The organism is Ruminiclostridium sufflavum DSM 19573, assembly GCF_003208175.1.
Taxonomy (GTDB): domain Bacteria; phylum Bacillota; class Clostridia; order Acetivibrionales; family DSM-1351; genus Ruminiclostridium; species Ruminiclostridium sufflavum.
Genome location: NZ_QKMR01000008.1, coordinates 105,782 through 129,511, shown reverse-complemented (window position 1 = coordinate 129,511; position 23,730 = coordinate 105,782). Strand labels below are relative to the sequence as shown.

The 23,730-nt window shown below is 37.6% G+C and carries 20 protein-coding genes and 1 pseudogene; 17 read left to right on the top strand and 4 right to left on the bottom strand.

Translation table 11 applies throughout. The features are described from left to right. Window positions 1-36 precede the first annotated feature (36 nt). From LY28_RS08575 to dxs, 7 genes are all read left to right on the top strand, one after another. Entirely contained in the window at window positions 37-483 is a 447-nt protein-coding gene (locus LY28_RS08575; protein WP_110461765.1) for a hypothetical protein, read from the top strand. 58 nt (window positions 484-541) lie between these two features. Continuing rightward, on the top strand, window positions 542-2,086 hold the full coding sequence (locus LY28_RS08570; protein WP_110461764.1) for a B12-binding domain-containing radical SAM protein: 1,545 nt from the start codon (window positions 542-544) through the stop codon (window positions 2,084-2,086). A gap of 26 nt (window positions 2,087-2,112) precedes the next feature. Continuing rightward, complete coding sequence (locus LY28_RS08565) at window positions 2,113-3,111, top strand: polyprenyl synthetase family protein (RefSeq protein ID WP_110461763.1); 999 nt, start codon at window positions 2,113-2,115, stop codon at window positions 3,109-3,111. A 155-nt stretch (window positions 3,112-3,266) separates the two neighbouring features. After that, complete coding sequence (locus LY28_RS08560; protein WP_110461762.1) at window positions 3,267-4,400, top strand: SPL family radical SAM protein; 1,134 nt, start codon at window positions 3,267-3,269, stop codon at window positions 4,398-4,400. Window positions 4,401-4,451: 51 nt separating this feature from the next. Continuing rightward, window positions 4,452-5,204, top strand: coding sequence for an ABC transporter permease (locus LY28_RS08555; RefSeq protein WP_165835527.1), 753 nt, complete (start codon window positions 4,452-4,454; stop codon window positions 5,202-5,204). 42 nt (window positions 5,205-5,246) lie between these two features. Next, entirely contained in the window at window positions 5,247-6,197 is a 951-nt protein-coding gene (locus tag LY28_RS08550) for an ABC transporter ATP-binding protein (protein WP_110461760.1), read from the top strand. A 64-nt stretch (window positions 6,198-6,261) separates the two neighbouring features. Continuing rightward, window positions 6,262-8,169, top strand: a complete 1,908-nt coding sequence (gene dxs, locus LY28_RS08545) for a 1-deoxy-D-xylulose-5-phosphate synthase (RefSeq protein WP_207658071.1) — start codon at window positions 6,262-6,264, stop codon at window positions 8,167-8,169. Between the two features lie 109 nt (window positions 8,170-8,278). Here dxs and LY28_RS08540 read toward each other — a convergent pair whose 3' ends face one another. Together LY28_RS08540 and LY28_RS08535 are read right to left on the bottom strand one after the other, a co-directional pair. Continuing rightward, window positions 8,279-8,644: a hypothetical protein gene (locus LY28_RS08540; RefSeq protein WP_110461759.1), complete on the bottom strand. Its 366-nt coding sequence runs from the start codon at window positions 8,642-8,644 to the stop codon at window positions 8,279-8,281. Continuing rightward, complete coding sequence (locus LY28_RS08535; protein WP_110461758.1) at window positions 8,634-8,951, bottom strand: hypothetical protein; 318 nt, start codon at window positions 8,949-8,951, stop codon at window positions 8,634-8,636. The genes LY28_RS08540 and LY28_RS08535 overlap by 11 nt, the downstream gene beginning before the upstream one ends. 384 nt (window positions 8,952-9,335) lie before the next feature. Here LY28_RS08535 and LY28_RS08530 point away from each other — a divergent pair, with 384 nt between their 5' ends. Then, window positions 9,336-10,565, top strand: coding sequence for an IS256 family transposase (locus LY28_RS08530; protein WP_110461757.1), 1,230 nt, complete (start codon window positions 9,336-9,338; stop codon window positions 10,563-10,565). Window positions 10,566-10,858: 293 nt separating this feature from the next. Here the strand turns inward: LY28_RS08530 and LY28_RS19350 are convergent, their stop codons facing one another. Continuing rightward, window positions 10,859-11,812 carry an alpha/beta hydrolase-fold protein gene (locus tag LY28_RS19350; protein ID WP_110461756.1) on the bottom strand — a complete coding sequence of 318 codons (954 nt, stop codon included), beginning with the start codon at window positions 11,810-11,812 and terminating at the stop codon, window positions 10,859-10,861. A 278-nt stretch (window positions 11,813-12,090) separates the two neighbouring features. On the opposite strand from LY28_RS19350, the pseudogene LY28_RS19520 reads away from it, so the two are divergent. After that, a pseudogene (locus LY28_RS19520) lies at window positions 12,091-12,222 on the top strand (IS256 family transposase); the annotation flags it as partial. A 488-nt stretch (window positions 12,223-12,710) separates the two neighbouring features. Here LY28_RS19520 and LY28_RS08520 read toward each other — a convergent pair. Next, window positions 12,711-13,559, bottom strand: a complete 849-nt coding sequence (locus LY28_RS08520; protein ID WP_110461755.1) for a GntR family transcriptional regulator — start codon at window positions 13,557-13,559, stop codon at window positions 12,711-12,713. Between the two features lie 263 nt (window positions 13,560-13,822). Here LY28_RS08520 and LY28_RS08515 point away from each other — a divergent pair, with 263 nt between their 5' ends. The 8 genes from LY28_RS08515 (at window position 13,823) to LY28_RS08480 (ending at window position 23,674) form a co-directional block, all read left to right on the top strand. Then, a complete protein-coding gene (locus LY28_RS08515) occupies window positions 13,823-14,770 on the top strand; it encodes a carbohydrate kinase family protein (RefSeq protein ID WP_110461754.1) in 948 nt (315 codons plus the stop codon). Window positions 14,771-14,820: 50 nt separating this feature from the next. Next, window positions 14,821-15,681, top strand: coding sequence for a class II fructose-bisphosphate aldolase (locus LY28_RS08510; protein WP_110461753.1), 861 nt, complete (start codon window positions 14,821-14,823; stop codon window positions 15,679-15,681). Between the two features lie 150 nt (window positions 15,682-15,831). After that, on the top strand, window positions 15,832-16,944 hold the full coding sequence (locus LY28_RS08505) for a galactose ABC transporter substrate-binding protein (RefSeq protein ID WP_110461752.1): 1,113 nt from the start codon (window positions 15,832-15,834) through the stop codon (window positions 16,942-16,944). A 209-nt stretch (window positions 16,945-17,153) separates the two neighbouring features. Beyond that, a complete protein-coding gene (locus LY28_RS08500) occupies window positions 17,154-18,665 on the top strand; it encodes a sugar ABC transporter ATP-binding protein (RefSeq protein WP_422784989.1) in 1,512 nt (503 codons plus the stop codon). Next, window positions 18,662-19,675 carry an ABC transporter permease subunit gene (locus LY28_RS08495; RefSeq protein WP_110461750.1) on the top strand — a complete coding sequence of 338 codons (1,014 nt, stop codon included), beginning with the start codon at window positions 18,662-18,664 and terminating at the stop codon, window positions 19,673-19,675. Before LY28_RS08500 ends, LY28_RS08495 begins: the two co-directional genes overlap by 4 nt. A 20-nt stretch (window positions 19,676-19,695) precedes the next feature. After that, window positions 19,696-20,592, top strand: a complete 897-nt coding sequence (locus LY28_RS08490) for an aldo/keto reductase (RefSeq protein WP_110461749.1) — start codon at window positions 19,696-19,698, stop codon at window positions 20,590-20,592. A 204-nt stretch (window positions 20,593-20,796) separates the two neighbouring features. After that, window positions 20,797-21,855: a nicotinate-nucleotide--dimethylbenzimidazole phosphoribosyltransferase gene (gene cobT / locus LY28_RS08485; protein ID WP_479692078.1), complete on the top strand. Its 1,059-nt coding sequence runs from the start codon at window positions 20,797-20,799 to the stop codon at window positions 21,853-21,855. A 16-nt stretch (window positions 21,856-21,871) separates the two neighbouring features. Continuing rightward, window positions 21,872-23,674, top strand: coding sequence for a leucine-rich repeat domain-containing protein (locus LY28_RS08480; RefSeq protein WP_110461747.1), 1,803 nt, complete (start codon window positions 21,872-21,874; stop codon window positions 23,672-23,674). Window positions 23,675-23,730 lie beyond the last annotated feature (56 nt).

Here is a 23,730-nt window from a genome sequence, read left to right as displayed (position 1 = left end):
AAGCTCAAACTAAGTTAAATAGGAAGGGAAATTTTAATGAAATTTTTAATACTGCTATTAAATAATAATTCCGGATTTGAAGGGAAAATGAATAATGGTATTGACCTTGATATGTATGTAAATGCCTTTGAAGAAACAGGGGGAAAGGTGCTTTTCAAATATACATGTTCATCCAATGCAGGCAATATTTTAATAGCTGAAAGCAACTCTGTCAAGACAACAAGCAGAGAGCTCCTTTCAGATGAAGAAAAGGAAATGAGTAAAGCAGAAGTTTATCCTTTGTTAGACTTTGAGGTAGATGCTAAGGAAAAAGGCGAACTTATAGAAAAATTTTTATATAGTATTATTTACACTTTTATACCGCTTACACTTTCTATTGAAGCTGAGGATAGGACTAAAACCGCACTTCTGGCAGATATTTCAGAAATGCTTGTAAAGCTTAAAAGTTATAGTATAAAACCTGTTAATGGTGACTCAGTATAAGCATAAAAATACTAAATAGATTGATTTGATATTACTAACTGCTAAAAGGAGTGGGAAAATGAAGGTAGTACTAATTAATTCACCTATAGTTGGAAGTTTATCTACTCCACAGGAAAAGGGGCCGTTTTCAGATATAGGAGAAAATCTTGGACTTGGATATATAGCTGCAATATTGAGAGAACATGACTACGAGGTTGAACTCATAGACTGCTATCTTGAAGAAAGAAAAATTGAGAGTATTGTAGAATATGTCAAAAAAATAGACCCCATAGTTGTAGCATTTTCAGTGCCTTCAATTGCAGCAATACCTATAACAAAGAAGATTATAGCAAGTCTACGCGAACAAAAAGTTAAATCACATATTACAGCGGGTGGACATTATATAACTGTTGCATATAAAAAGGTACTTGAACAGGTTGGAGCAGACTCTCTTATTTTATTTGAGGGAGAGTATACAATGTTGGAACTGGTAAAAAAGATTGAAAGTGGTGGCACGATTGATGATGTAAAGGGATTAGTGCTTATGAAAGAAGATACTTTGATTGTTAATCCATTAAGACCATTTATTGAAGATTTGGATGCATTACCTTTTCCGAGTAGGGACCATTTAAAACAGGTACTTGAAATGCAGGGATATGCTTCAATATCTACTTGCAGGGGGTGTTATGGAAAATGTATTTTTTGCTCAGCCTCTAGCTTCTACGGTTCAATAGTAAAAAATTTTTGGAGACCGAGATCGGCAGAAAATGTGGTGGATGAGCTTCAAAACCTAATAAAATATTATGGGGTGGATAAGGTAATCTTTGTAGATGACAGCTTTATTGGAGTACAGAAGAAGGGCGAAGAAAGGGCTGCAAAAATAGCTAAGGAGATAATCAAGAGAGGACTAAAAATAAAATTCTTGATAATGTGTCGCCCAGAAGAGGTATCAAAAGATGTGTTTGCGTTACTAAAAGAAGCTGGTCTGGTAGCAGCCTCTATAGGAATCGAATCAGGAGCACAATCAGGTCTGGACAGGCTTAGACGAAATTCAACTGTCGAGCAATGCAGAAATGCAGTCAAAATACTAAAAGATCTTAAAATTGAAGTGTTTGTAGGAGTTATTCCTTTTGATCCTTGGACTACAATGGAGGAACTAAAAGAGACCTTAAACCTTTTAAAGGATATTGGAGAACTAAGCATTGGCAGCTTTAGAAAAAGAATGATGTGTCTTGATGGAACTACTGCAGAAAAAATGCTCCGGGATGAAAATCGTTTGAATGCCGGAAAGTATAAAATAGCCGAAAATAAAACAGAAGTTCTTTGTAGTATTCTTGAAAGAGCAGGAGCTAAGTGGGGTAATAAAATAAACTGTATCATGTATCTTATGAAGTGGGAAAGAAGTCTTGCTGACAATGAAACAGAGAATTGTAAAAAAAATTGTGACATAGCAGATAGGGTGTTAACTTTGGCAAGCAATCAGATTTTGGAACAGACAATAGCATTTGTTGATAGAGAGGAATTACCTCCGACATCTGAAATAGAGTTTTTTATACGAGAGTTGGAACAAAAATTGATGCTACTATATGAGTCGCTTGTGATAATTAAAGAGAAAGGCCTATAGATGCAGGGGATAAAGGTAGGTGGAAAATGGAAAAGGGAATAGAGAAGCTTGATGATATTATAAACTCAAAATTAATGAAATTGAAGGAAACCCCGGCGTTATTAAGTATGACAGAACATCAACTTAAAAGAACGGGAAGCAGAATGATGGCAAGAATGAGTCTTTTAGTATGTAATGCTATTTGTGGCAACAATGAAAAGGCATTACCATTAGCAGCTGCTATGGAGCTATTTCACAACTTTTCACTGATACATGACGACATAATTGATGAGGATGAACTTAGAAGGGGACAAGAGGCAGTATGGAAGAAGTGGGGAATGCAGAAGGCAATCGTTGGAGGTGACTGTATGCTAAGTTTAGCCTACCAGTCAATGATTGACGTTGTTAAAGAATGGGGTATGCTGGAAGTTTCGAGGAAGGTGCTGGAGGCGTTTAATTTGTTGGTTAAGGAGGTATTCGAAGGAGAATGTATGGATATTGATTTTGAAGGAAGAGTGGATGTTTCTATTAAGGAATGTTTGAAAATGATAGAGATGAAATCGGGAGCATCTGTTGGATTTTCTTCATTCTGTGGAGCAATATCTGCAGGTGCCGAAAATTCAATTGTTAATAGCTATACTACATTCGGGCGAAATTATGGAATAGCACTTCAGATCAAGAATGACTTGATAGATATGACATCCCCGGATTTGATAGGAAAAGGTCAGAATAGTGATATAAAAAAGCGTAAGAAAACTATTCCTGTTACATATGCTTTGGAGTCAGCTTCTGGTAAGGACTTGGAAAAACTTATTAGATATTATGAAAAACGACAGGATGAAGGAGTCTGTGAAATTCCCAATATTTTTAAAAAAGTAGGTGCTTTTAAGTATGCAGAGGAGATGGCATCAATGTATAAAAGTATTGCAATGACTGAGCTAAAAGAGATTGGCAAAGTAGTTAAGAGTGAGGGACAGAAGTGCTTATATCAGACTGCTGCTGGAGACTTTAATATGGGAAATACGCCTCTTGATTTCAAGGTCTAAGGAATAAATTACTGGTTTTAAGAATAATTGACAATAAATCTGTTATCTAATATACTATTTTACGTTAATCGAAGATAATTCCTTAGTTATTTCAAGCAAATCAGTTGCTAAGAGCTACTTAGGAAGAAAAATGTTATTAATAAGGAGAAAATTATATGATAAAAGAAGAATGCAAATCTTTACTCTATAGAATACGTCCACAGGGGCCAGTATTTAAATTCTATCCTCATAGAGCTACATTGAACTATTATATAGGTTGCTCCCATGGCTGCAAATACTGTTATGCATGTTATACTATGAAAAATATCGGGTTAGAACCAGAGGATTTTGCAAAAGAAATTTGTTTGAAATCCAATGCAATTGAAGTACTTAATAAAGAATTGGGTAAAAAGGCATGGAAGGCTTATAGCGGTATTACCCACCTTGGAACAATACAGGATCCTTATCAACCGATAGAATTAGAGCTGGGTTATACAAGAAAGGTATTGGAAATATTCTTGGAAAATGGCATTCCTACAACGATACTCACAAAATCACCGTTGATTGAAAGAGATATAGATATACTAAAAGAAATGGCTACAAGAAATTTGGTACATGTTGATTTTTCAATAGCCTATTTAAATGAGATGTTGAGGAGTATATTGGAACCAGGGACACAGCCGTTTGAAGAGAGATTTAGAACCTTGGAAAAGCTAAGGGATAATGGAATATCTACAGGAATTTTTATTAACCCAGTTATCCCTGTTTATACAGGGAAATCACTAGAAAAAATTATAGCAAGGGCGAAGGATTGTGGTGTTAAGTATGTACTTATGGGGTTTATACATCTAATAGGGAGCAGATATAAGGAAATGAGAGGTTTGATAAACTCTATTAATCCTTCCTTAAACTATGACAAATACTTTAATTTTAGCGGCCGGCGTGTAGTTATGGAAAAGAATGCGAGAATGGAAATAACTAAATATACCAACCAGCTTTCCGTCAAATATGGTGTTCCATTTATTACAACAGAATTCCATCAATATAAAACCGGAGACTATAATTTTGGAGTGTTTACGCATAGGCATCCGCTTATATTTGATTATGTAGACTTATTAGCGAGAAATAAAAATAAATATTTAGGATTAGATGATGCCATAGAGTTTGCAAATGGCTTCAACTGTGAAAAAAGTTATTTCAGCTCCTTAAAATGGTACTGGAATAGCGAAAAAATGTTTAACGATATGGAACACCTTAATATACAGAGAAGGGTGGAAAATGATAACGTTCAATATATGCTTGCAGACTAGAAATAGTCTGCAACATAAAAAATTTAATATATGAATCTGGAGGTTAAAAAAATGACGTTTCTTATTTGGAAGAGAGAAATGACCTTGTTTAAAAAAAATGCTATGGGGACTATAATTCCCGGAATTATGCTACCTCTAATAATGTTGTTTGCTATAGGTAAACTTCTTGGAGGAATAGTACCTTTTAAATCCAGTGTAGATTACCTTACATATGTATCAAGTGCGATAGTTGTTATCACAATAATGACAACCAGTACATTTGTAACTGGATTTGATCACCTATCTGATTTTCAATTCACAAAAAATGTTGAAGAACTATTAACATCTCCGGCAAATATATTGCAAATTGTCCTTGGAAAAGCTTTGGGAATTACCAGTAAAAGCCTTTCGGGAAGCCTTGTTATATATGCTATTGCCACCTTATGTGGAGCAAAAATTATAAATTTCAAACCCTCTTATCTACTTGGGTTTTCTGTACTGATACTTGCAGGTATTTTATACAGTCTTTTTACTATAATATGTGCATTAGTTGCACCAAACCATGATTCATTTGTAGGAATCTTAAATCTTTTTGTAATGCCACAGCTTTTTTTCAGTGAAACTTTTTTCAATATAGAAATACTTGGGGAATATAAATGGGTTCTTAATATATCTCCACTTTATCACTTAGTAAGAGCATTCAGAGACAGTATTCTATTTTCAATTGACAAATGGACTTTTATTTCAATAGGAGTAGTTGTTATAGTGATTCTACTGTTTCTATCAGTTGCAAAAAAGCTGATTAAGAAAAGGCTAATAAACTGACAATAGTATAATTGATAGGTATTGTAAAGGGGGTAATTAATAATGATTTTGACGAAAATATCAACAGAAGTGCCTGTTGAAGTTAAAGGTATCAGAAAAGACTATGGTAATATGAGGGGCTTAAATGATATAAGCTTTAAAATAAAACCGGGTGAGATATTTGGCTTGCTTGGCCCGAATGGTGCTGGGAAAACAACAGCAATACGTTCTTTATGCCAACTCTGTGAAATTGATGTGGGAAGTATTTTAATAAATAATAAGAACATAAATGAAGATTCTATAGCAGCAAAAAGAATGACCGGAATCATTCCACAAAACAGAAATTTGCATCCTAACCTGAACGTTTTAGAAAATTTAATGTTTCATGCAATGTACTACGGGTTTTCTAAATCAGAGGCAAAGGTAAAAGCCATAAACATGTTGAAACAACTTGGACTTAAAGACCGAGCAAGAGAGAACATATCAAAGCTATCAGGAGGAATGCAGCAAAAAGTTTTGATTGGTAGAGCTTTGATACAAGAACCATCATTTCTCATTATGGATGAGCCAACAGTTGGTCTTGATCCTTTGGCAAGAAAAGAGATTTGGAAAATTATCAATAAATTAAAAGGAAAATATACAATCTTAATGACTACACAGTACATAGAAGAAGCTGATGACCTCTGTGACCGGGTGGCAATAATGGATAAAGGCAAAATAGTAGCTACCGGAACTCCCAAAGAGCTTAAAATGGAAATGGGAGAGACTGTGGTAGAGTTTAAGTTTAATGGTGAAACAGGAGAAATACAGAATATAGTTAAAAACAAGACTAATGGGAGAATGATTATAGAAAAGCACGGTAAAAGCTTACGAGTGTTTTTAAATGAAAATGATGCCATTGATGTTGCTCAAACTCTTTCTGGTAGAGGAGCTACAGATATAAAATTACATAATTGTACGCTTGAGGATGTATTTATTTTCAAAACAGGTAAGGGATTTGCAGATATTGGTTGATTATTTTTCAAATAGAACTACAGGCTATTGAGAAAGACTAAAGTAAGGCGAGGTGAAGGACGGGATGTTGGAAGAACGGCAACATAATACTTTGATACTTGACAGAATAAGATCCCCAGAGGATTTAAAAACTTTAAGTTATGAAGAACTTGAAAGATTGGCAATAGAAATAAGGGACTTCTTGTTAGGTAGTTTGTCAAAAACAGGAGGACATCTTGCTTCCAACTTAGGAATAGTTGAACTAACCTTTGCAATACATCGCTCTTTTGATGCTGCAATAGATAAAATAATATGGGATGTAGGGCATCAGGCATATGTTCACAAAATTATAACTGGACGCAGAGATCAGTTTCAGGATTTACGAAAAATAAAAGGGCTATCAGGATTTCCAAAAGCAAAAGAGAATAAAATGGACTGTTTTGATACCGGGCATAGCAGTACATCTGTTTCAGCAGCTATAGGGTTGGCAAGTGCAAGGGATATAAAAAAAGAGAGTCATCATGTTGTTACTGTCGTGGGAGATGGAAGTATGACAGGGGGGATGATTTTTGAGGCATTAAATAATGCCGGAGAGCAGGGAAAAGCAGTAATTGTTATACTAAACGATAATGGTATTTCTATATCTCCTAGTGTGGGTGGTTTATCAAAATACTTAGAGCGTATAAAGAAAAATCCTTTATATGTAAAAGAGAAAAGTAATCTAAGTTTGGAACTAAATAATTTTTGTTCTGAAAGACCATTAAAAAAGCAAATGTCTATACCGCCGATACGATGTAATGTAAAATACACAAGTATGTTTGGAGATTTTTTTGAAGAACTTGGGTTTCACTATATTGGACCTATTGATGGTCATGATTTAAATAAGCTTATGGAAGGACTTGAACATGCTAAAAGTATCCACGGACCTGTAATAGTACATGTTTGTACAAGGAAGGGAAAAGGATATAAGTACGCAGAAGAAAAGCCTTCGAAGTACCACGGAGTATCTCCTTTTAATATAGAAACAGGTGAGCCTTTGATACGAAATGAGACAGGATATTCAGGTGTTTTTGGGAGGGAAATAATCAGGTTGGGAGAGATCGAACCTAAATTAGTTGTTATCACTGCAGCTATGAAGGAGGGAACTGGAATTAATGAGTTTTCTCAAAAATATCCTAATAGGTTCTTTGACGTCGGAATTGCTGAACAGCATGCAGCTACTTTTGCAGCAGGACTTGCTGCCGGAGGGCTGAAACCAGTATTTGCAGTATACTCCACATTTCTTCAAAGAGCATACGACCAGATTATACATGATATAGCAAGACAAAAATTGAATGTTGTGTTTGCTATAGATAGGGCTGGAATAGTTGGGGAAGATGGAGAAACACATCAGGGAATTTACGATATTTCCTATCTTAGGCATATTCCTAATATGTCGATAATGTCACCGGCTGACTACCGAGAGCTTTCGGAGATGCTTAAGTATGCAGTTCTCATGCATGAAGGACCCATTGCAATACGCTATCCTAGAGGTGTTGGAAGGGAAAAACTAATGAACTCAGATTCTATAATATATCCCAAATCATATATTGCACGAGAGGGTAAGGATTTAACTATTGTGGCATTAGGAAAAATGGTTGAAACAGTGCTTAATGTTGCAGAATTGCTCAAAATTAAAGGCATTAGCGCAGAAGTAATAAATGCTAGGTTTGTAAAACCACTAGATACTATAACAATTTTTGAATCAGTGAGAAAGACAGGGAATCTTGTTACAATTGAGGATAATACAATAATTGGAGGATTTGGAGAAGGTATTTTAGATGCTTTAAACTCAGAGGGAATTGTAGTGAATATAAAAATAATTGGGTTTCCAGATGAATTTATAGAACAAGGAACAATTGAACAAATATTTAATAAGTACAAAATGAATGAAAAGGGTATCGAAAATAGCATATTTGAGTTTCTAAACAAAAGTGCCTCTTTAAAAATATAATTACTGCAATTTCCGCAGTATGCATTAATAAATTATTGTAAGCTGGTAATACATCTTCATAGATATATTACCGGCTTACTTCAATTTTAAAAATAGCATATTACAAATGCTAGGTATTTATATTCGACTCTTTATAAGATGTCATGCATTTGTTGCAAGTAACTTCAAAACTGTATGAAGATACATTTTTATTAACAATTGAAAAAAGAGGACTCTCATCTACCGGGCATGTAAGCCGATTTTTCTTGATGAGCAAAGGCATATCGCTATTGGATTTGGAATCTTTATTTTCTATTAGCTCAAAAGAACCTTCACATCCGCAATTACATTTAAAATTATATTTAAAATAGGAATATGTAGAATAGCAAAGATAGCCTACAGTATTTCCACATTCATTACAGTACATCCAGCCACCATAGTTACATGCAAGTCGTCCATTAATGATTTTTTTTTCTACTTGTTTTTTACTTGGCATATTTATCTCCCCAAATACCTAGAATAGCACCGAAAACGGCTGATAATACAAGAATAGGAACACCGGATACAGGCTCGGATTTCAAAAGTAATGCTACAATTGGAAGAGCTGTAATTTCTGCAAGGAGAATACCTTTTAACCATGGTTTTATATTCAGATTTACGTAATTGATAAGAAAACCTAGTACAATCCAGTGGATAAGAGTAGATATGTTAGAATACAAATCTGCATTCTGAAAAGTCATAAGACAAACTTCCAATATACCTACAATAGCACCCATTATAAGGGACTTAAATAACTTACTCATTTTCAAACCTCCAATCATTATTTGTTTTGAGAATTAGAGTACAATATGATAAGAAAGTAATTGTACCATGAAAAATATACCATTATATCATATAAAAGTAAATACATAATTACACATATATAGAAGCTGTTACTATTGGGTACGTGACGATACAATACAATATATAGTATGTTGCATATTAAATAAAGTAAATACTGAAATTTATGCTTAAAAAATTTTAAAAGTTATCAAAATATGCTTGTAGATAATTAATTGAAATGATGTCTGAAATGGACTCAAGGTATAAAGTTTATGCTAATAGCAAAAAAGGAATACTGGAGAGGGTAAATAATTTTGTGTAAACCTTCAGGGTGATATAAAATAATATCAAACTGGAGGTTTTTTATGCCTAAGAAAAGATTGCCCAACGAACTATTGGATCAACTCATTAAGGAGTACAACATCAAGGACACAGATGATATCAAAAACATGCTCAAAGACCTTATGGGAGGCACCATTCAGAGGATGCTCAATAGCGAACCGGATGATGAGCTCGGCTACGAAAAGTATGATACCCAAAACAAGGAGACGGATGATTCCCGTAATGGCTTCAGCAAGAAGATGGTCCGATCAGAGTTCGGAGAAATAGATCTCGATATCCCTCGTGACCGGAATGGTGAATTTGAGCCTCAGATTGTCAAGAAACATCAAACGGAGATTAAAGGAATTGAAGGACAAATTATCGCTCTGTATGGAAGGGGGATGAGCAACCGGGATATTGAGTCACATCTGAACGAGCTTTATGGCATTGATGTTTCGCCCACTCTGATTTCTAAAATCACAGATCGAATATTACCGGAAATCAAAGAATGGCAAAATAGGATGCTTAAAAGTGTTTATCCTATTGTCTTTTTGGACGCTATCCATTATTCGGTTCGGAAAGACGGAACTGTAGTCAAAAAGGCTGTATACATAGCCATAGGCATTGATTTGGAAGTCCAGAAAGATATTCTTGGCATGTGGGTTGGCGAGGCTGAAAGCAGTAAGTTCTGGCTTGGAATCATGAATGAGATCCGCAATCGAGGGGTTCAGGATATCCTCATTGCCTCTGTAGATGGGCTGACTGGCTTTCCGGATGCAATCAGGGCAGTATATCCTCATACCGAAATTCAAAGATGCATCGTCCACCAAATCAGGAACTCCGTAAGGTATGTCTCCTATAAGGAATTGAAAGCATTTACGGCAGATTTAAAGCCGATTTACAAGGCAGCTACCGAATCTCTGGCATTACAGGAATTGGATACTTTTGACGCCAAATGGGGTTCCAAATATCCGAACGCAGTGCGTTCCTGGAGAAACAACTGGGAAGAAATCAGCGTGTTTTTTAAATATCCTGAAGAAATTCGGAAAATCATATACACCACCAATGCCATTGAAAATTTCAACCGGCAGTTGCGGAAAGCTACCAAGACGAAATCGGCATACCCTTCGGATGATGCCTTGATGAAATCTCTTTATCTGGCTATCCGCAATATTATCAAAAAATGGACAGGACGGGTTCAAGGGTGGGGTACTATCCTGGACCAGCTCATGATTTACTTTGACGGTCGCATAACGGATAGGGATCTTGTTTGATTCTCCCTCAAAAAATCCTTATTGACTCTATAAAAATCACGTGATAAAGTACAGATAACCGGATGCTCCAAAAATCCGACATCCGGTTATTCAAAAAATATATTATCTCTGGGTTTACACAAAATTCTGGACACTACCATGGAAATCTCCAATAGCCCAATCCTTTCAATAGTGCTAACCAATGAGAGACTTAAAAAACCAAGGCTTTCAACAATCACTACCCGATTGCAGTATGATTCTCAGGGCAGGTAGTATTGAACAGGCGTATCAATCATACCGGTTCAGGCAGTCACTCACTTCAACAGTTCTGCTTTTAATAGTGCCAAATCTATAGCATCAATAGACTTGTCATTATTCATGTCGGCTGCAAGGGTATCTATATCAGAGAAGGATTCTTCCAAAAGCGCTGTCTTTATTGCTGCAAGATCCAGTGAGTCCACATTACCGTCCTTATTGGCATCGCCCTTATTCGAGCTTCCGGTTATAAAATATTTGCTGGCAAATACGATTGCTTTCGGCAGGCATGCATTCCAGAACTCCACACTATGAGTTCCGCTTCTGGTAATATAATCATGGGATATTCCTGCTTGCTGTAATTTATTATGGAAACTTACATTCATTTGACCGACCAAGGTATCCTCTGTTCCACATTCCATAGTAAAGGCAGGATATTTGTTTTTATTTACGACAGAGAATAAATTTCCGGTAACTTCTAAGGCTCCACTCATGGAATAAGCTGAGCTGAACTTATCAGGGTATTTGAATCCGTGATATGCAGCTCCGAAGCCACCCATTGAAAGTCCCGCGATGGCACGGTTTTTTCCATTTGCAGGGTCTATCCTGTACTTTGCTTCAACATACGGTATCAGCTCTTGCTCAAAGTATGTATCCCAATTTATGCCGGATTTGTATCCATCAACGTAGAATGCGTTGTTCAATCCGTCAGGCATAATAATTACCATTTCTTTTCCACCAGCCTTGTCCACAATGGATTGCATACCCATGCGCTTCCAATCATTATATGATCCCCCCATACCATGAAGAAGATACATAACAGGGTATTTTCTTGCCGCATCTGTCGAATAGGAAGGGGGAAGATAAACATTGTAATCCATTGTACGATTTAATACTGTACTGGAATGAGACTCTGTTTTAACTGAACTCGCCGCATAGACTGCAGATGTATAAAGGCCGTTAATTAATATAATTCCCAGTATCATGGCGAGCAGCTTTTTTATTGACTTCATTATAGCACCTCCATAACTTAAAAAGGTTTATTTACCTAGGACATCATATTTCAAAATTTAATGTGATCTGATTGATTTCCAATATGGATTTTACAGTCAGATACTTTAAAAAATAATACCTCCTTCCATGTAAAATAGATTTTATAATATGTTAAATTTTACCATATAAGAACAACGCGGTCAAGCATTCCTGCGAGAGCCGGCATAGCTAATACAGTGAACTCATTTTATCAATTAATATCGAGAGCTTTTACATCGACAGCAATAATTGTCCCATCTCTTTGAAGAAAATGCTCTATATAGAATAAATGAATGCGATTAAAAAATGGACTCAGAGATACCGGAACTGGGATCAGGTAATGAGCCAATTGATGATTATGTACGATGGAAGGCTAGAACTATACCTTTAGATCGGATAAGCCCCCACCGCCCTAAAGGGCTTGTCCTCATTGCCGGACGGGCTAGGCCCCAAAATACAGGGGTTAGGACATAGAGATATCATTATTAACATTATTGCCAGATTTATTCACCAACATGCATAATAATGAGAAAATATAATTTAAATATAAAATAAAATTTTAATAGTTAATACTTAGGAAATACTTAACCAAATACTAGTATAAAGACTCTCCATATACAAAATTATTTACATTCCGTGAATCCAGCGGAGCTGGCATAGTTCCTGCTTTCTCTGTGATGTGAAAACCGCATATTTCCTGCATCAGGCAGCTGGCTTGATATTCTAAAAAGAGTGTTGATTTACACAATTAAAGCTGCCACCTTCTACATCCCTCTTGCATATCTCCATTTTATATGCCTGATTATATACTTTTCCCATTTATCGACACATTCTTCTTTTTTATTATACTTGATGTTTAATGTGTCTGTAAAATTGGGCTTAGGTCAGTGTGCCGGAGCCTCTTTTTTTGTGGCTGCTCTGGCTGCCTGCCTCCATAGAGGCATACTCGAACATTTCAGCATCAGACTGAAGCTTATCTTTTTCAGGATAAACATCAATTTCAAATTTATTCATATCGCCTCTGTAACGGGAAAAGGCATAGTCAATAATATTGCCGCTTTCTGTTCTGGTAATTGTATTAAAACTGAGAATCGGAACTCCCGGTTTGATTCCCAGAAGAGTAACATCTTCAGCTGTGGATTTTGTGGCTGATACGATGGTTTTAGTCACGGAGGTTCGTGACTCAATATGTTGGGATAGTACTTCGTATAATGACTCCTTTTCAAAATCATGACTTAAAATAAAGCTGCACAAGGAATAGGGTAAAAAATTCTGCATTGTTACCATTGGCATATTATTTGAATATCTCCTTCTGAACATCGAAATAACTTTGCTTTTAGGATCTATATTTAAATATGAGGATATAACCTCACCGGCTTCAATTACTTTCAGGTCAACTAATTCTGTACGTGCCTCCATTCCGCTTCTGGCTACCTGCTGATAAAAAGGCTCGAAAGACCTTATGTGAGATACATCCTCCTTGGGATGAGTGACAAAGGTTCCCTTGCTTGTCTGACGCGACAGCCAGCCTTCCTGAACCAGCTCTGATATGGCTTGTCTTACAGTGAAACGGCTTATTTTAAACATTTGCTGAATCTCATATTCAGTAGGGATTGATGCTCCTATTTTGTAATTTCCGTTTTTTATTTCCTCAAGTAAAAAGCTTTTAAGCTGATAATAAAGAGGAATCGGAACTTCTCGGTTTAACTCATGCTTGTTTAGGGGCATGAATAGCACCACCTTTCTTTTGTCGTGGTTGCTTGATATCTTTGTACGTACTAAGTATACATCTAATTATACATAAAAGAAAATATAATACAAGGTCTGTTGAATAATATTTGTAATAACTTAACAATATATACTATCAGCATTATACATAAATAATGCAAGTTGCATAAAAATGGTGGTTGACATTTTAAAAAGTGAGTGGTATAACTAATATCATAATGATGCTATGTACGAACAAACCAATCAAGGAAAGGTGAACTTCAATGAAAGTACTTTGTGTAGGTATGATGGTGTGTGATATTCCATTGCATCCTGTTCCCGGGAATATCCTTAAGCTGGATAGCTGGAAAATTGACAACCCTGTTCCGACAACAGGAGGGGATGCGCTGAATGTTGCGATTGGCTTGGCCAGACTTGGGCTGGAAGTATCTCTGTGCGGCAGAATAGGACAGGATATCAATGGTGAATTTATTATGGACTGTGCAAAAAAAGAGGGTGTGGAGGTATCTGCTGTAGTCAGGGATACGGAATATCCTACAGCTGCGAGCTATATACTTATTGACACATTGAGGGAACGCCATTTTTTGGCATCTAACAAAATTTTTAACAGGCTTGCAGTTGAAGATATTCCTCAAGAAAGTATACAGGAAGCAGACATTGTTTATTTCGGGAGTGCATTAATAATGGATTTAATGGACAACGGCGGTATTGAAAAGCTGTTTTCCAAAGCACATTCACTGGGGAAAATAACTGCTATGGATGCTGCAATAAACAGTAACGGTCAAAAAGACTATTTCAATATATTAAACGGAGCATTAAACAAGACTGATTATTTCCTGCCCAGCTATGATGAAGCCAAAATACTGACTGGTGAGGAACAGCCTGAAAGAATGGCCGAGAAGCTAAGAAGACCTGATATGAAGGCATTGGTTATAAAATTGGGCAAAAGAGGCTGCTATGTAACAGATTTTATAAAAGGAAGCTACATCAGCACAATTGAAAATATGCCGGTTAAGGATACCACAGGGGCAGGTGATTCATTTGTAGCTGGATTCCTCTGCGGTATATCCAATGGCTGGGATATATATAAGAGTGCTGCGTTCGGGAATACGATCGCATCCATAAATGTGGGAGCAGTGGGAGCCACTGCCGGAATACCTGATTTTAAAAGTGCCTTGGCCTTTTTTGAAATGCAGAATATCCAATATTAAGGCAAAGTCACTTTAAAATATAAACTAATTTAGAAAGAGGGATGTAAATTATGCAATTTGTTCCAATGAAAGAGATTTTAAATTTAGGCAGAAAAAAAGGTATTGCATACGGTGCCTTCGAATTTTGGTCAGTTGAAACTGCCAGAGCGGCAATACAGGCAGGATCGAAGCTGGGTATGCCGGTTATATTACAGTGCGGGCAGACAGAAATAGATATGATGGGAGGTTTTGAAGATGTTGTTTCAACTGTAAATATAGCAGCCAAAAATGCATCTGTACCGGTTGCCTTGCATCTTGACCATGCTATCAGCTATGAAGCTTGTAATGAAGCAATACAGGCAGGTTTTTCATCTGTAATGATTGATCTTTCTGCAAAGCCTTTGGAAGAGAATATTGAGGGAACTCTCAAGGTAGTAGAACGTGCACACCCTGCAAATGTAACCGTTGAAGCAGAGATAGGACGTCTTGTAGGTGAAGAAGGAGCAATATCCGTAAAAGGCCCTGAAGCGGCACAGACAGATCCCGAAGAGGCTTTGAAGCTTGTAAAAGCTACAGGCATTGACTGCCTTGCGGTAAGCATAGGAACACAGCACGGACAATATAAGTTTGAACCGAAGCTTAATATTGAAAGACTGAAAAAAATACATGAACTGATTGGTATCCCTCTTGTACTACACGGAGGTTCAGGAACTCCAATGTGGCAGGTTCAGGAGGCTATAAGAAACGGTATCAACAAAGTAAACATCTGTACGGATATTGTTTTGGCTATGGGATATCAATACGTTGAAACTCAGAAGGGCGATTTGAAGTATACAACTGCAAATCTTTTTAATCCTGCTAATGAAGCGGCGCAAAGAATTATTGAAGAAAAAATGCGTGCGTTTGCATTAATTGACTTGTACAACAAGTAATTTTCCTTTACTTAATTTTGTATACCATTTCGGGGCACTGAATTTAGAAATCGTATATAAAGTGCTGATATCCATAACAATAATTATATATCTTTTGTACTACTTAATTCTAATTTCTTATTTTTCTATTTATGAAAGGAGCCTTCTATCATGAAAAGCGTAAAGAAATGTCTGGGTGTAACTTTATCGTTAGCATTGCTGACTTCAGTAATTGCAGGCTGTTCTTCTTCAGGCAGTACGGCCCCCTCTGGGAGTTCTTCCTCAGCAGTTAAATCATCGGAGGAAGATGTAAATGCAACTGTCATCTGGAGAAGATTTGATGATGCCTTCCAATCCGGCTTCAGGATAATTATGCAGAGCGAAGCGGATAAGATGGGCGGTTTAAAGCTTGATATGCAGGATGGAGAGGATGATCCCTCCAAAGCAAACAACAAGCTGGAAACAGCTCTGACCAAGGGAGCTGATAGCATCGCCATTTGTGCACCTGACCGTAAAAGCACTGATGAGATGATGAAAAAGTGTAAAGCGGAAGATGTTCCTGTTGTATTTTTTAACATGGAACCGATGCCTGAAACCATGAAGGCATATGACAAGGTATGGTATGTAGGGGCAAATGCGAAGGAATCCGGACAGATGTGTGCTCAGGCATTGATAAACTATTGGAAGGAAAACAATAAGATTGCCGACAAAAACGGAGACGGAAAACTTCAGCTTGTTATACTCCAGGGAGAATTGGGACAGCAGGATGTTGTACTTCGTACAGAGGCATATGAAGAAACATTAAAAGCACAGGGGATAGAATATGAAATTCTTGCAAAGGATACTGCTAATTGGGATAAAGCACAGGCTCTCGATAAAATGAACACGTGGATTACAGCCTTTGGAATAGATAAAATAGAAGGAGTTTTATGCAACAGCGACGGTATGGCGATGGGAGCTGTGCAGGCGGCTTTGGATAATGGATATAATAAGGGCGATAAAAGCAAGTTTATTCCTATTGTAGGTATAGATGCAACGGTAGAGGCTCTTCAGAGTATGAAAAACAATGCTTTGCTGGGGACAGTGCTAAATGACCGTACTTCTCAGTCAAAGGCTGTTTTAAATGTTTTAAAGACCGTAAACAGCGGAGGAGCTGTAACAAAGGATATAGTCGGTGTTGATTGTACAGTAGAAGATAATTATATTTGGGTTCCGTATAAAATTGTTGACCAGACTAATCTTGAAGAAGTATTAAAAATGATGACCGAGCTTGAAGGTAAGTAAAAATAAGTCTTTGATATTAGTTGATTTTATATGATACATGATTGCCTGAATGTCAGGCAAAGGACTGCTGCATAATGAAAAATCCTGAAATTAATACGTTGAATATATTCTGGGTGGAATATCAGGTGTAAAGCATTATGCAGCAGTTATTCATAAAGAAAGGTTCATTAAATATGGAGGTGAGCCATTTGCAGGAATATCGTCTGAAAATGGACAATATAACAAAAACTTTTCCTGGTGTAAGGGCTCTGGATGATGTAAAGCTGTATATCAAGCCGGGAAGTGTCCATGCTTTGATTGGCGAAAACGGAGCTGGGAAATCCACTTTAATGAAGTGCTTATTCGGTATTTACAAGCAGGAAGGGGGAACCATAGAAATTGACGGTGAACCGATCCGTATTTCAGATACCCAAAGTGCTCTAAAAAGCGGAATATCCATGATACATCAGGAATTAAATCCTATCCCCAACAGGACTGTGGCTGACAATATCTGGGTTGGGCGTTATATAAAGAACAAATTGATTGTAAATGAAAAATTAATGGAGAAAAAGACTCAGGAGCTGTTAAAAGAGCTTGATTTCGATATCAGTCCGAAGGTAATGGCAAGAGAGCTTTCAGTTTCACAGCTGCAGGCTATGGAAATAGCAAAGGCAGTTTCTTACAATGCGAAAATCATTATTATGGATGAACCCACATCCTCACTTACAATTGCAGAAACGAAGCATTTGTTTAGGATAATACGGCAGATGAGGGATGAGGGCAGATCTATTATATATATTTCACACAAGCTGGAGGAAATGTTTGAAATAGCGGACGAAGTAACTGTTATGAGGGACGGTAAATATATCGGAACTTGGGAAATAAGTAAAATTACCATTGATCATGTAATAGAGCAGATGGTAGGGCGGAGTATGGAAGAACGTTTTCCGAAAAGCGAGCAGGCTCCGTTGCCGGAGGTAATGCTGAAGGTAGAAAATATTACAAGCCCGAATCCAAGATCCTTTAAGGATATAAGCTTTGATCTCCATAAAGGAGAAATATTAGGTATTGGAGGACTGGTAGGGGCGCAAAGAACTGAAATGGTTGAAAGCCTTTTTGGACTTAGACCTATAGCATCAGGAGTTTTATACAAGGAAGGCAAGCTTGTCAGCAATAAAACACCGCTTCAGGCAATTGAAAATGGATTTGCACTTCTGACGGAGGAACGCCGGGCTACGGGTATTGTTCCCATGCTGTCTGTAAATGACAACACCCTGATTGCATCATATAAAAAATTTACAAATTGGTGTCCGGGGGTTATTAATAAGAGAAAAAGTACAAAAAGCGCCGCTGCTGTGTGTAAGAGTATGAATGTAAAAACTCCGCGTATGTCTGCTGAAATTCAAAACCTTTCCGGAGGAAACCAGCAGAAGGTTCTGGTAGGAAGATGGCTTCTGACCGATTCTAACATACTGATTCTTGATGAGCCAACCAGAGGTGTTGATGTTGGAGCTAAATATGAGATATATAAAATCATAAGGGAGCTGGCGAGAAAAGGAAACAGTATTATAATGGTATCCTCAGAAATGCCTGAATTATTGGGAATGTCAGACAGGATACTTGTTATGTGCGATGGGCATATAACGGGGATACTGAAGAGTGAGGAAGCCTCACAGGTAGAGATTATGCGTCTCGCAACGAGATTTACCGTTGAGAGTACAGCAATGGAGGCGGAAAAATGAAGATTAGAGATGAAGAAATCGGAAAAATTGAGATAAAAAAGTTTTTAATTGATAAAGCTTTAATATTGGCATTAATTGCGATGATAATTGTTATTATCATTATAGAGCCTGCGTTTTTGCAGTGGCGTGTGGCTAAGGATATTATGACACAGTCCTCTGTTAAGCTCATTGTTGCACTTGGACTGCTGTTTCCCTTGCTCCTCGGAGGAACAGACCTTTCAGGAGGCCGTCAGGTCGGATTGGCAGCCGTTATTGTCGCATCCATGAGTCAGGCGGCGGGTTATGCCAGTAAGTTTTACCCGGACTTGCCCAATATTCCTATTATTGTTCCTATCATTATTGCAATCGTAGTTGTAGCGGGAATTGGCGCGGTGAACGGATTAATGATAGCAAAGCTCAAGATGGCTCCTTTTATTGCTACATTTGGAATGTCAACTATAGTGTACGGCATTAACTGTCTTTATTATGCAAAGAAGCCGAATAATGCACAGCCTATAGGCGGAATAAGAGAAGATCTGACAATATTGAGCAACTACAAGATATTTGGGCAGATAAGCCTTTTGGTTGTGATAGCGGCTGTTGTAACGGTTATTTCATGGTTTGTTTTAAATAAAACGGTATTTGGCAAGCATATATATGCAGTAGGCGGAAATGAAAATGCTGCAAGGGTTTCAGGTGTCAAGGTGCATACGATCATTGTTGCGGTATTTGTAATTGAAAGTATTCTGGTAGGACTTGCAGGTATATTGGAGGTTGCACGTACAGGCGGGGCAAACAGTGCCTATGGTTTTTCTTATGAATTTGATGCAATTTCAGCCTGCGTAGTGGGAGGAGTATCTCTTAGCGGAGGAGTTGGAAAGGTTTCAGGAGTTGTTCTGGGTGTAGTCATATTTACAATTATAAGCTATGGACTTGCATTTATAGGTATAAATCCAAATTGGCAGCTTATTGTAAAGGGTATAATAATATGCACAGCTGTTGCTCTGGATATGAGAAAAAATTCAAAATAGTATAAAGCGGAGGCTTAATAATGGAAACTGTTAAAGTGGGAAACAATTTGGAATTTTCAAGATTGGTGCAGGGCTTTTGGCGTCTTGCCGACTGGAAATTCAGCACAAAGGATTTGATTGAATTTATGGAGGCTTGTGCAGACAGGGGAGTGACTACCTTTGATACAGCAGAAATATACAGCGACACTGAATGCGAACGCCAAATGGGTGCAGCTTTCAAGGACAAGCCGGGGTTCAGGGAAAAAATACAGCTGGTTACCAAAACAGGGATTTTTAAAAAGAAAATAGAAAATGACATGTTTGGATATTATGACACTTCCTATGACAGAATTATAGAATCCTGCAAGGAGAGCATAAAACGCCTCCAGTGCGGATATATAGATTTGTATCTGATTCACAGAGAGGACCCGTGTTTTGATGCATGGGAAACAGCAAGAGCCTTAAAGGATTTAAAAAAGCAAGGGCTGGTCAGAGAGGTGGGTGTGTCAAATTTTGATCCGTTTAAGTTTGATGCCTTGAATACTGCAATGGACGGAGCTTTGGTTACAAACCAGATTGAATGGAATCCTGTCTGTTTTGAGCATTTTAATTCAGGGATGATGGATAATCTTGTTAAGAATAAAATCCATCCTATGATATGGTCTCCTCTTGCGGGCGGAAGGATTTTCTCATCTGATGACCCTGAATGTGTCAAGGCAATGGAAGGCTTCAAGGAAATTGCAAATCGGCATGGAGAAGAAATAGAAACAATAATATATGCATGGCTTATGTATCATCCTGTAAAGGCGATGCCAATAAGCGGAAGCAACAAGCTGGAACGCCTTGATTTAGCCATTCGCGCACTTCAGGAGGTTAAGCTTGAGCGCTGGGAATGGTATAAGCTGTATACGGCAAGCGGACAGCAGGTTCTAAGATAAAATTAAATCAGAAATAAGGATGCCCTTTGCTGCAGGCAATTATAGCTGATAATTGTTTATTGCGGCAGGGGCATTTTTATGTAAAAGAGGCAATATTGCAGCAACATATTAAATTTGGTTAGATTTAATGTTTTCAAATTATTCGATTAAATATATAATAAAGAGGGATGCTGTCATTCTAATTTTTAAATACAGGGGCTATTTATAATGCTGTATAAATTACTGAATAAAATTATTCCTTTGGATTTTGAGTCAATGGAGCTTGCTCGTATACGGCTGGACAGACTTACAAAGCCGTTGGGAAGTCTTGGCAGGCTTGAGGATATGGTTGTGAGGCTGGCAGGTATAAATTCCTCTGTTGCGCCAAGGGCAGACAAAAAGGCTATAGTTGTGATGTGTGCAGACAACGGTGTGGTTGAGGAAGGTGTCAGCTCTTGCCCTAAAAGCGTTACGGCAGCTGTAACCTGCAATTTTACACGGGGTATAACAGCTGTAAATGTATTTTCAAGACTTACAAATGCAAAGGTGGTTATAACTGATATCGGTGTCGATGCAGATATAACCTATACAGGCATATTAAACAGGAAAATCAGAAAGGGTACATGGAATATAGCCAAAGGGCCTGCGATGACCAGAGAAGAGGCAATAAGAGGGATATTGACAGGAATTGATATTGTAAGGGAGCTAAAGGATGAAGGAATAAATCTTTTGGGGACAGGTGAAATGGGTATAGGAAATACCTCCACAAGCAGTGCGGTTACAGCTGTTTTAACTGACACACCGGTTGACAGGCTGGTTGGCGTTGGAGCCGGTCTTTCAAAAGAAGCTTACATAAATAAAATTGAAGTAATAAAAAAAGCGATTAAAATAAATCAGCCTGATTCCAAAGACCCGGTTGATGTTCTCGCGAAAATTGGAGGATTTGATATTGCAGGACTTACAGGGTGCTTTCTGGGGGCTGCCATACATAGAATACCAATCCTTATTGACGGCTTTATTTCAGCTGCCGCCGCATTAGCCGCTGTCAGGATAAGTCCTGCGGCAAGAGACTGCATGTTTACTTCTCACGGTTCGGCAGAGCCGGGCTCAGAAGCTGTTATGAAGGCTCTTGATATGGAGCCTGTGCTCAATCTGAATATGAGAGTAGGAGAAGGGACGGGAGCAGCCTTGGGCTTTCAGCTTGTAGATGCGGCATTGGCAGCATATACTCAGATGGGAACCTTTGACGATGCAAGGATAGAGCAATATACACCTCAGGAGTAGAAGGGAAGTTTTTAGAATGAGAATAATAAAGAAGGCTATCAGTGCGATAGTTGTTCTGGCTATATTATTAAGCATGGTAGGGGGTCTTGAACAAAATGCACAGGCAGCCGTACAGCAGAAACTGGAGCTGCATGCATTTTATCCGGCTCAATTAACCTTTTCGGAGCAAGCTGAAAAATACATAGATTCACTTGATTCAATAAGCTTTGCATGGGGGAGAATGTATTCCGACTTATCCGAGGGCATTAATACAACTCTCGGGCAAAATGGCAACACAATGTTTTATTATCCGAAGGATTACATAGAGGTATTGAAATATACCAAAAGCAAGAATAAATCAATGCAGCTGAATATTTTTTCTGACAGCGTAAACGCCCAGAAGATTTTTCCGTATGAACAGCAGAGAGCCGAAGCCATAAGTGCAATATCAGATTTAATGAAGAAAGATGTAAGTGAAGGCGGACAAATATATTTTGACGGTGTGGTAATAGATGTTGAAGGGCTTCAAAATAAGGATTTAAAGGGAAATACGCTGCTTGTAAACCAAAAGACAATAGGAAGCTGGTATGTTCAGTTTTTAAAGGAATTAAAGGCTGAGCTTGCGAAAATAAACAAAAAAATGTTTGTTGCGGTAAATCCTCTGCTGAACTATACAGGCTATGATTATAAAGGAATTGCGGCTGCTGCGGATAAGATGATAGTTATGGCTCATGATTATGAACCTGTAACCAAGCTGAACAAAACAGAAATTCTGCAATACACAGGCTATAATTGTATTAATCCGATAGACAGTCTGGCACCTATAAAGAAAATACAGACAGCCATGGAGGATGTAAAGAAAAATGTAAGTAAAGCAGACCTGAAAAAGGTGATGCTTCAGATAAGCTTTGATGCCGCCCAGTGGAGATTTTCAGTCCCTGCCGGAGCTTCATGGGATAAAACAGGCAAGCTTGCAATGAGCATGGAAGAAAGGAATACACCTACTTATCAGATGATATATGCTCGTATTCAAAACAAAGACGGCAAGGGTACAGGTATGACATACGGTTATAACAATGAACTACAGAGCCCATTTATACAATATATGAATATATCGGACAAAACCTATAATATTTTATTGTATGAGAACAGCAGGAGTATAAAAGCGAAAATAGATATGGTGAAGCAATACGGGCTTGGAGGTATATCGCTGTGGAGCCTTTCAAATGTTCCGGATTACAGTGATAAAACTGCAAAGGCATACGGTCTGGATGTCTGGAGCAGTATTTTAAATTCTCTTGAAATAAGCTCAGCTGCAACTAAAGAAACAGCCTTTGCTTTTAAAGACAAGGTGATTGAAAATGCGGTAAAAAAGCAGCTTTTAAAGACTTCGGGGACAGTTTGCAAATCAGATTTGGGCAAGGTATACAGGCTTGCTGTACCGGCAGGTGTTAAAACACTTGTTGACTTAAAGCAGCTTTCCAGCTTGGAGTACTTGGATTTAAGCAATACAGGGATAACTGATATCTCAGCTTTAAGTTCCTTGAAAAATCTGAGAGTTTTATATCTGCAGAGAAACAGCATAGCACATATCTCACCGTTAAAGGGGATTACAAAGCTTGAAATATTATCTATAAACGGAAATAAGATTTCGAGCATCAGTGCTTTGTCGTCATTGACACAATTGTCAGAGCTGTACATAAGAGATAACAAAATAACAAGCTATAATCCTATTGCCGGCTTGAAAAAACTTAGAGTCCTATATTTAAAAGGTAATGTGTCTGTAAATTATGCCTGCTTGAAGTCTGTAAAACCAGGCTTGTCGGAATTTGATTTTTAGTGCGTGTTTGACAACAGGTACAGTTACGTTGTATTCTATTTAACAATGATGCTTTT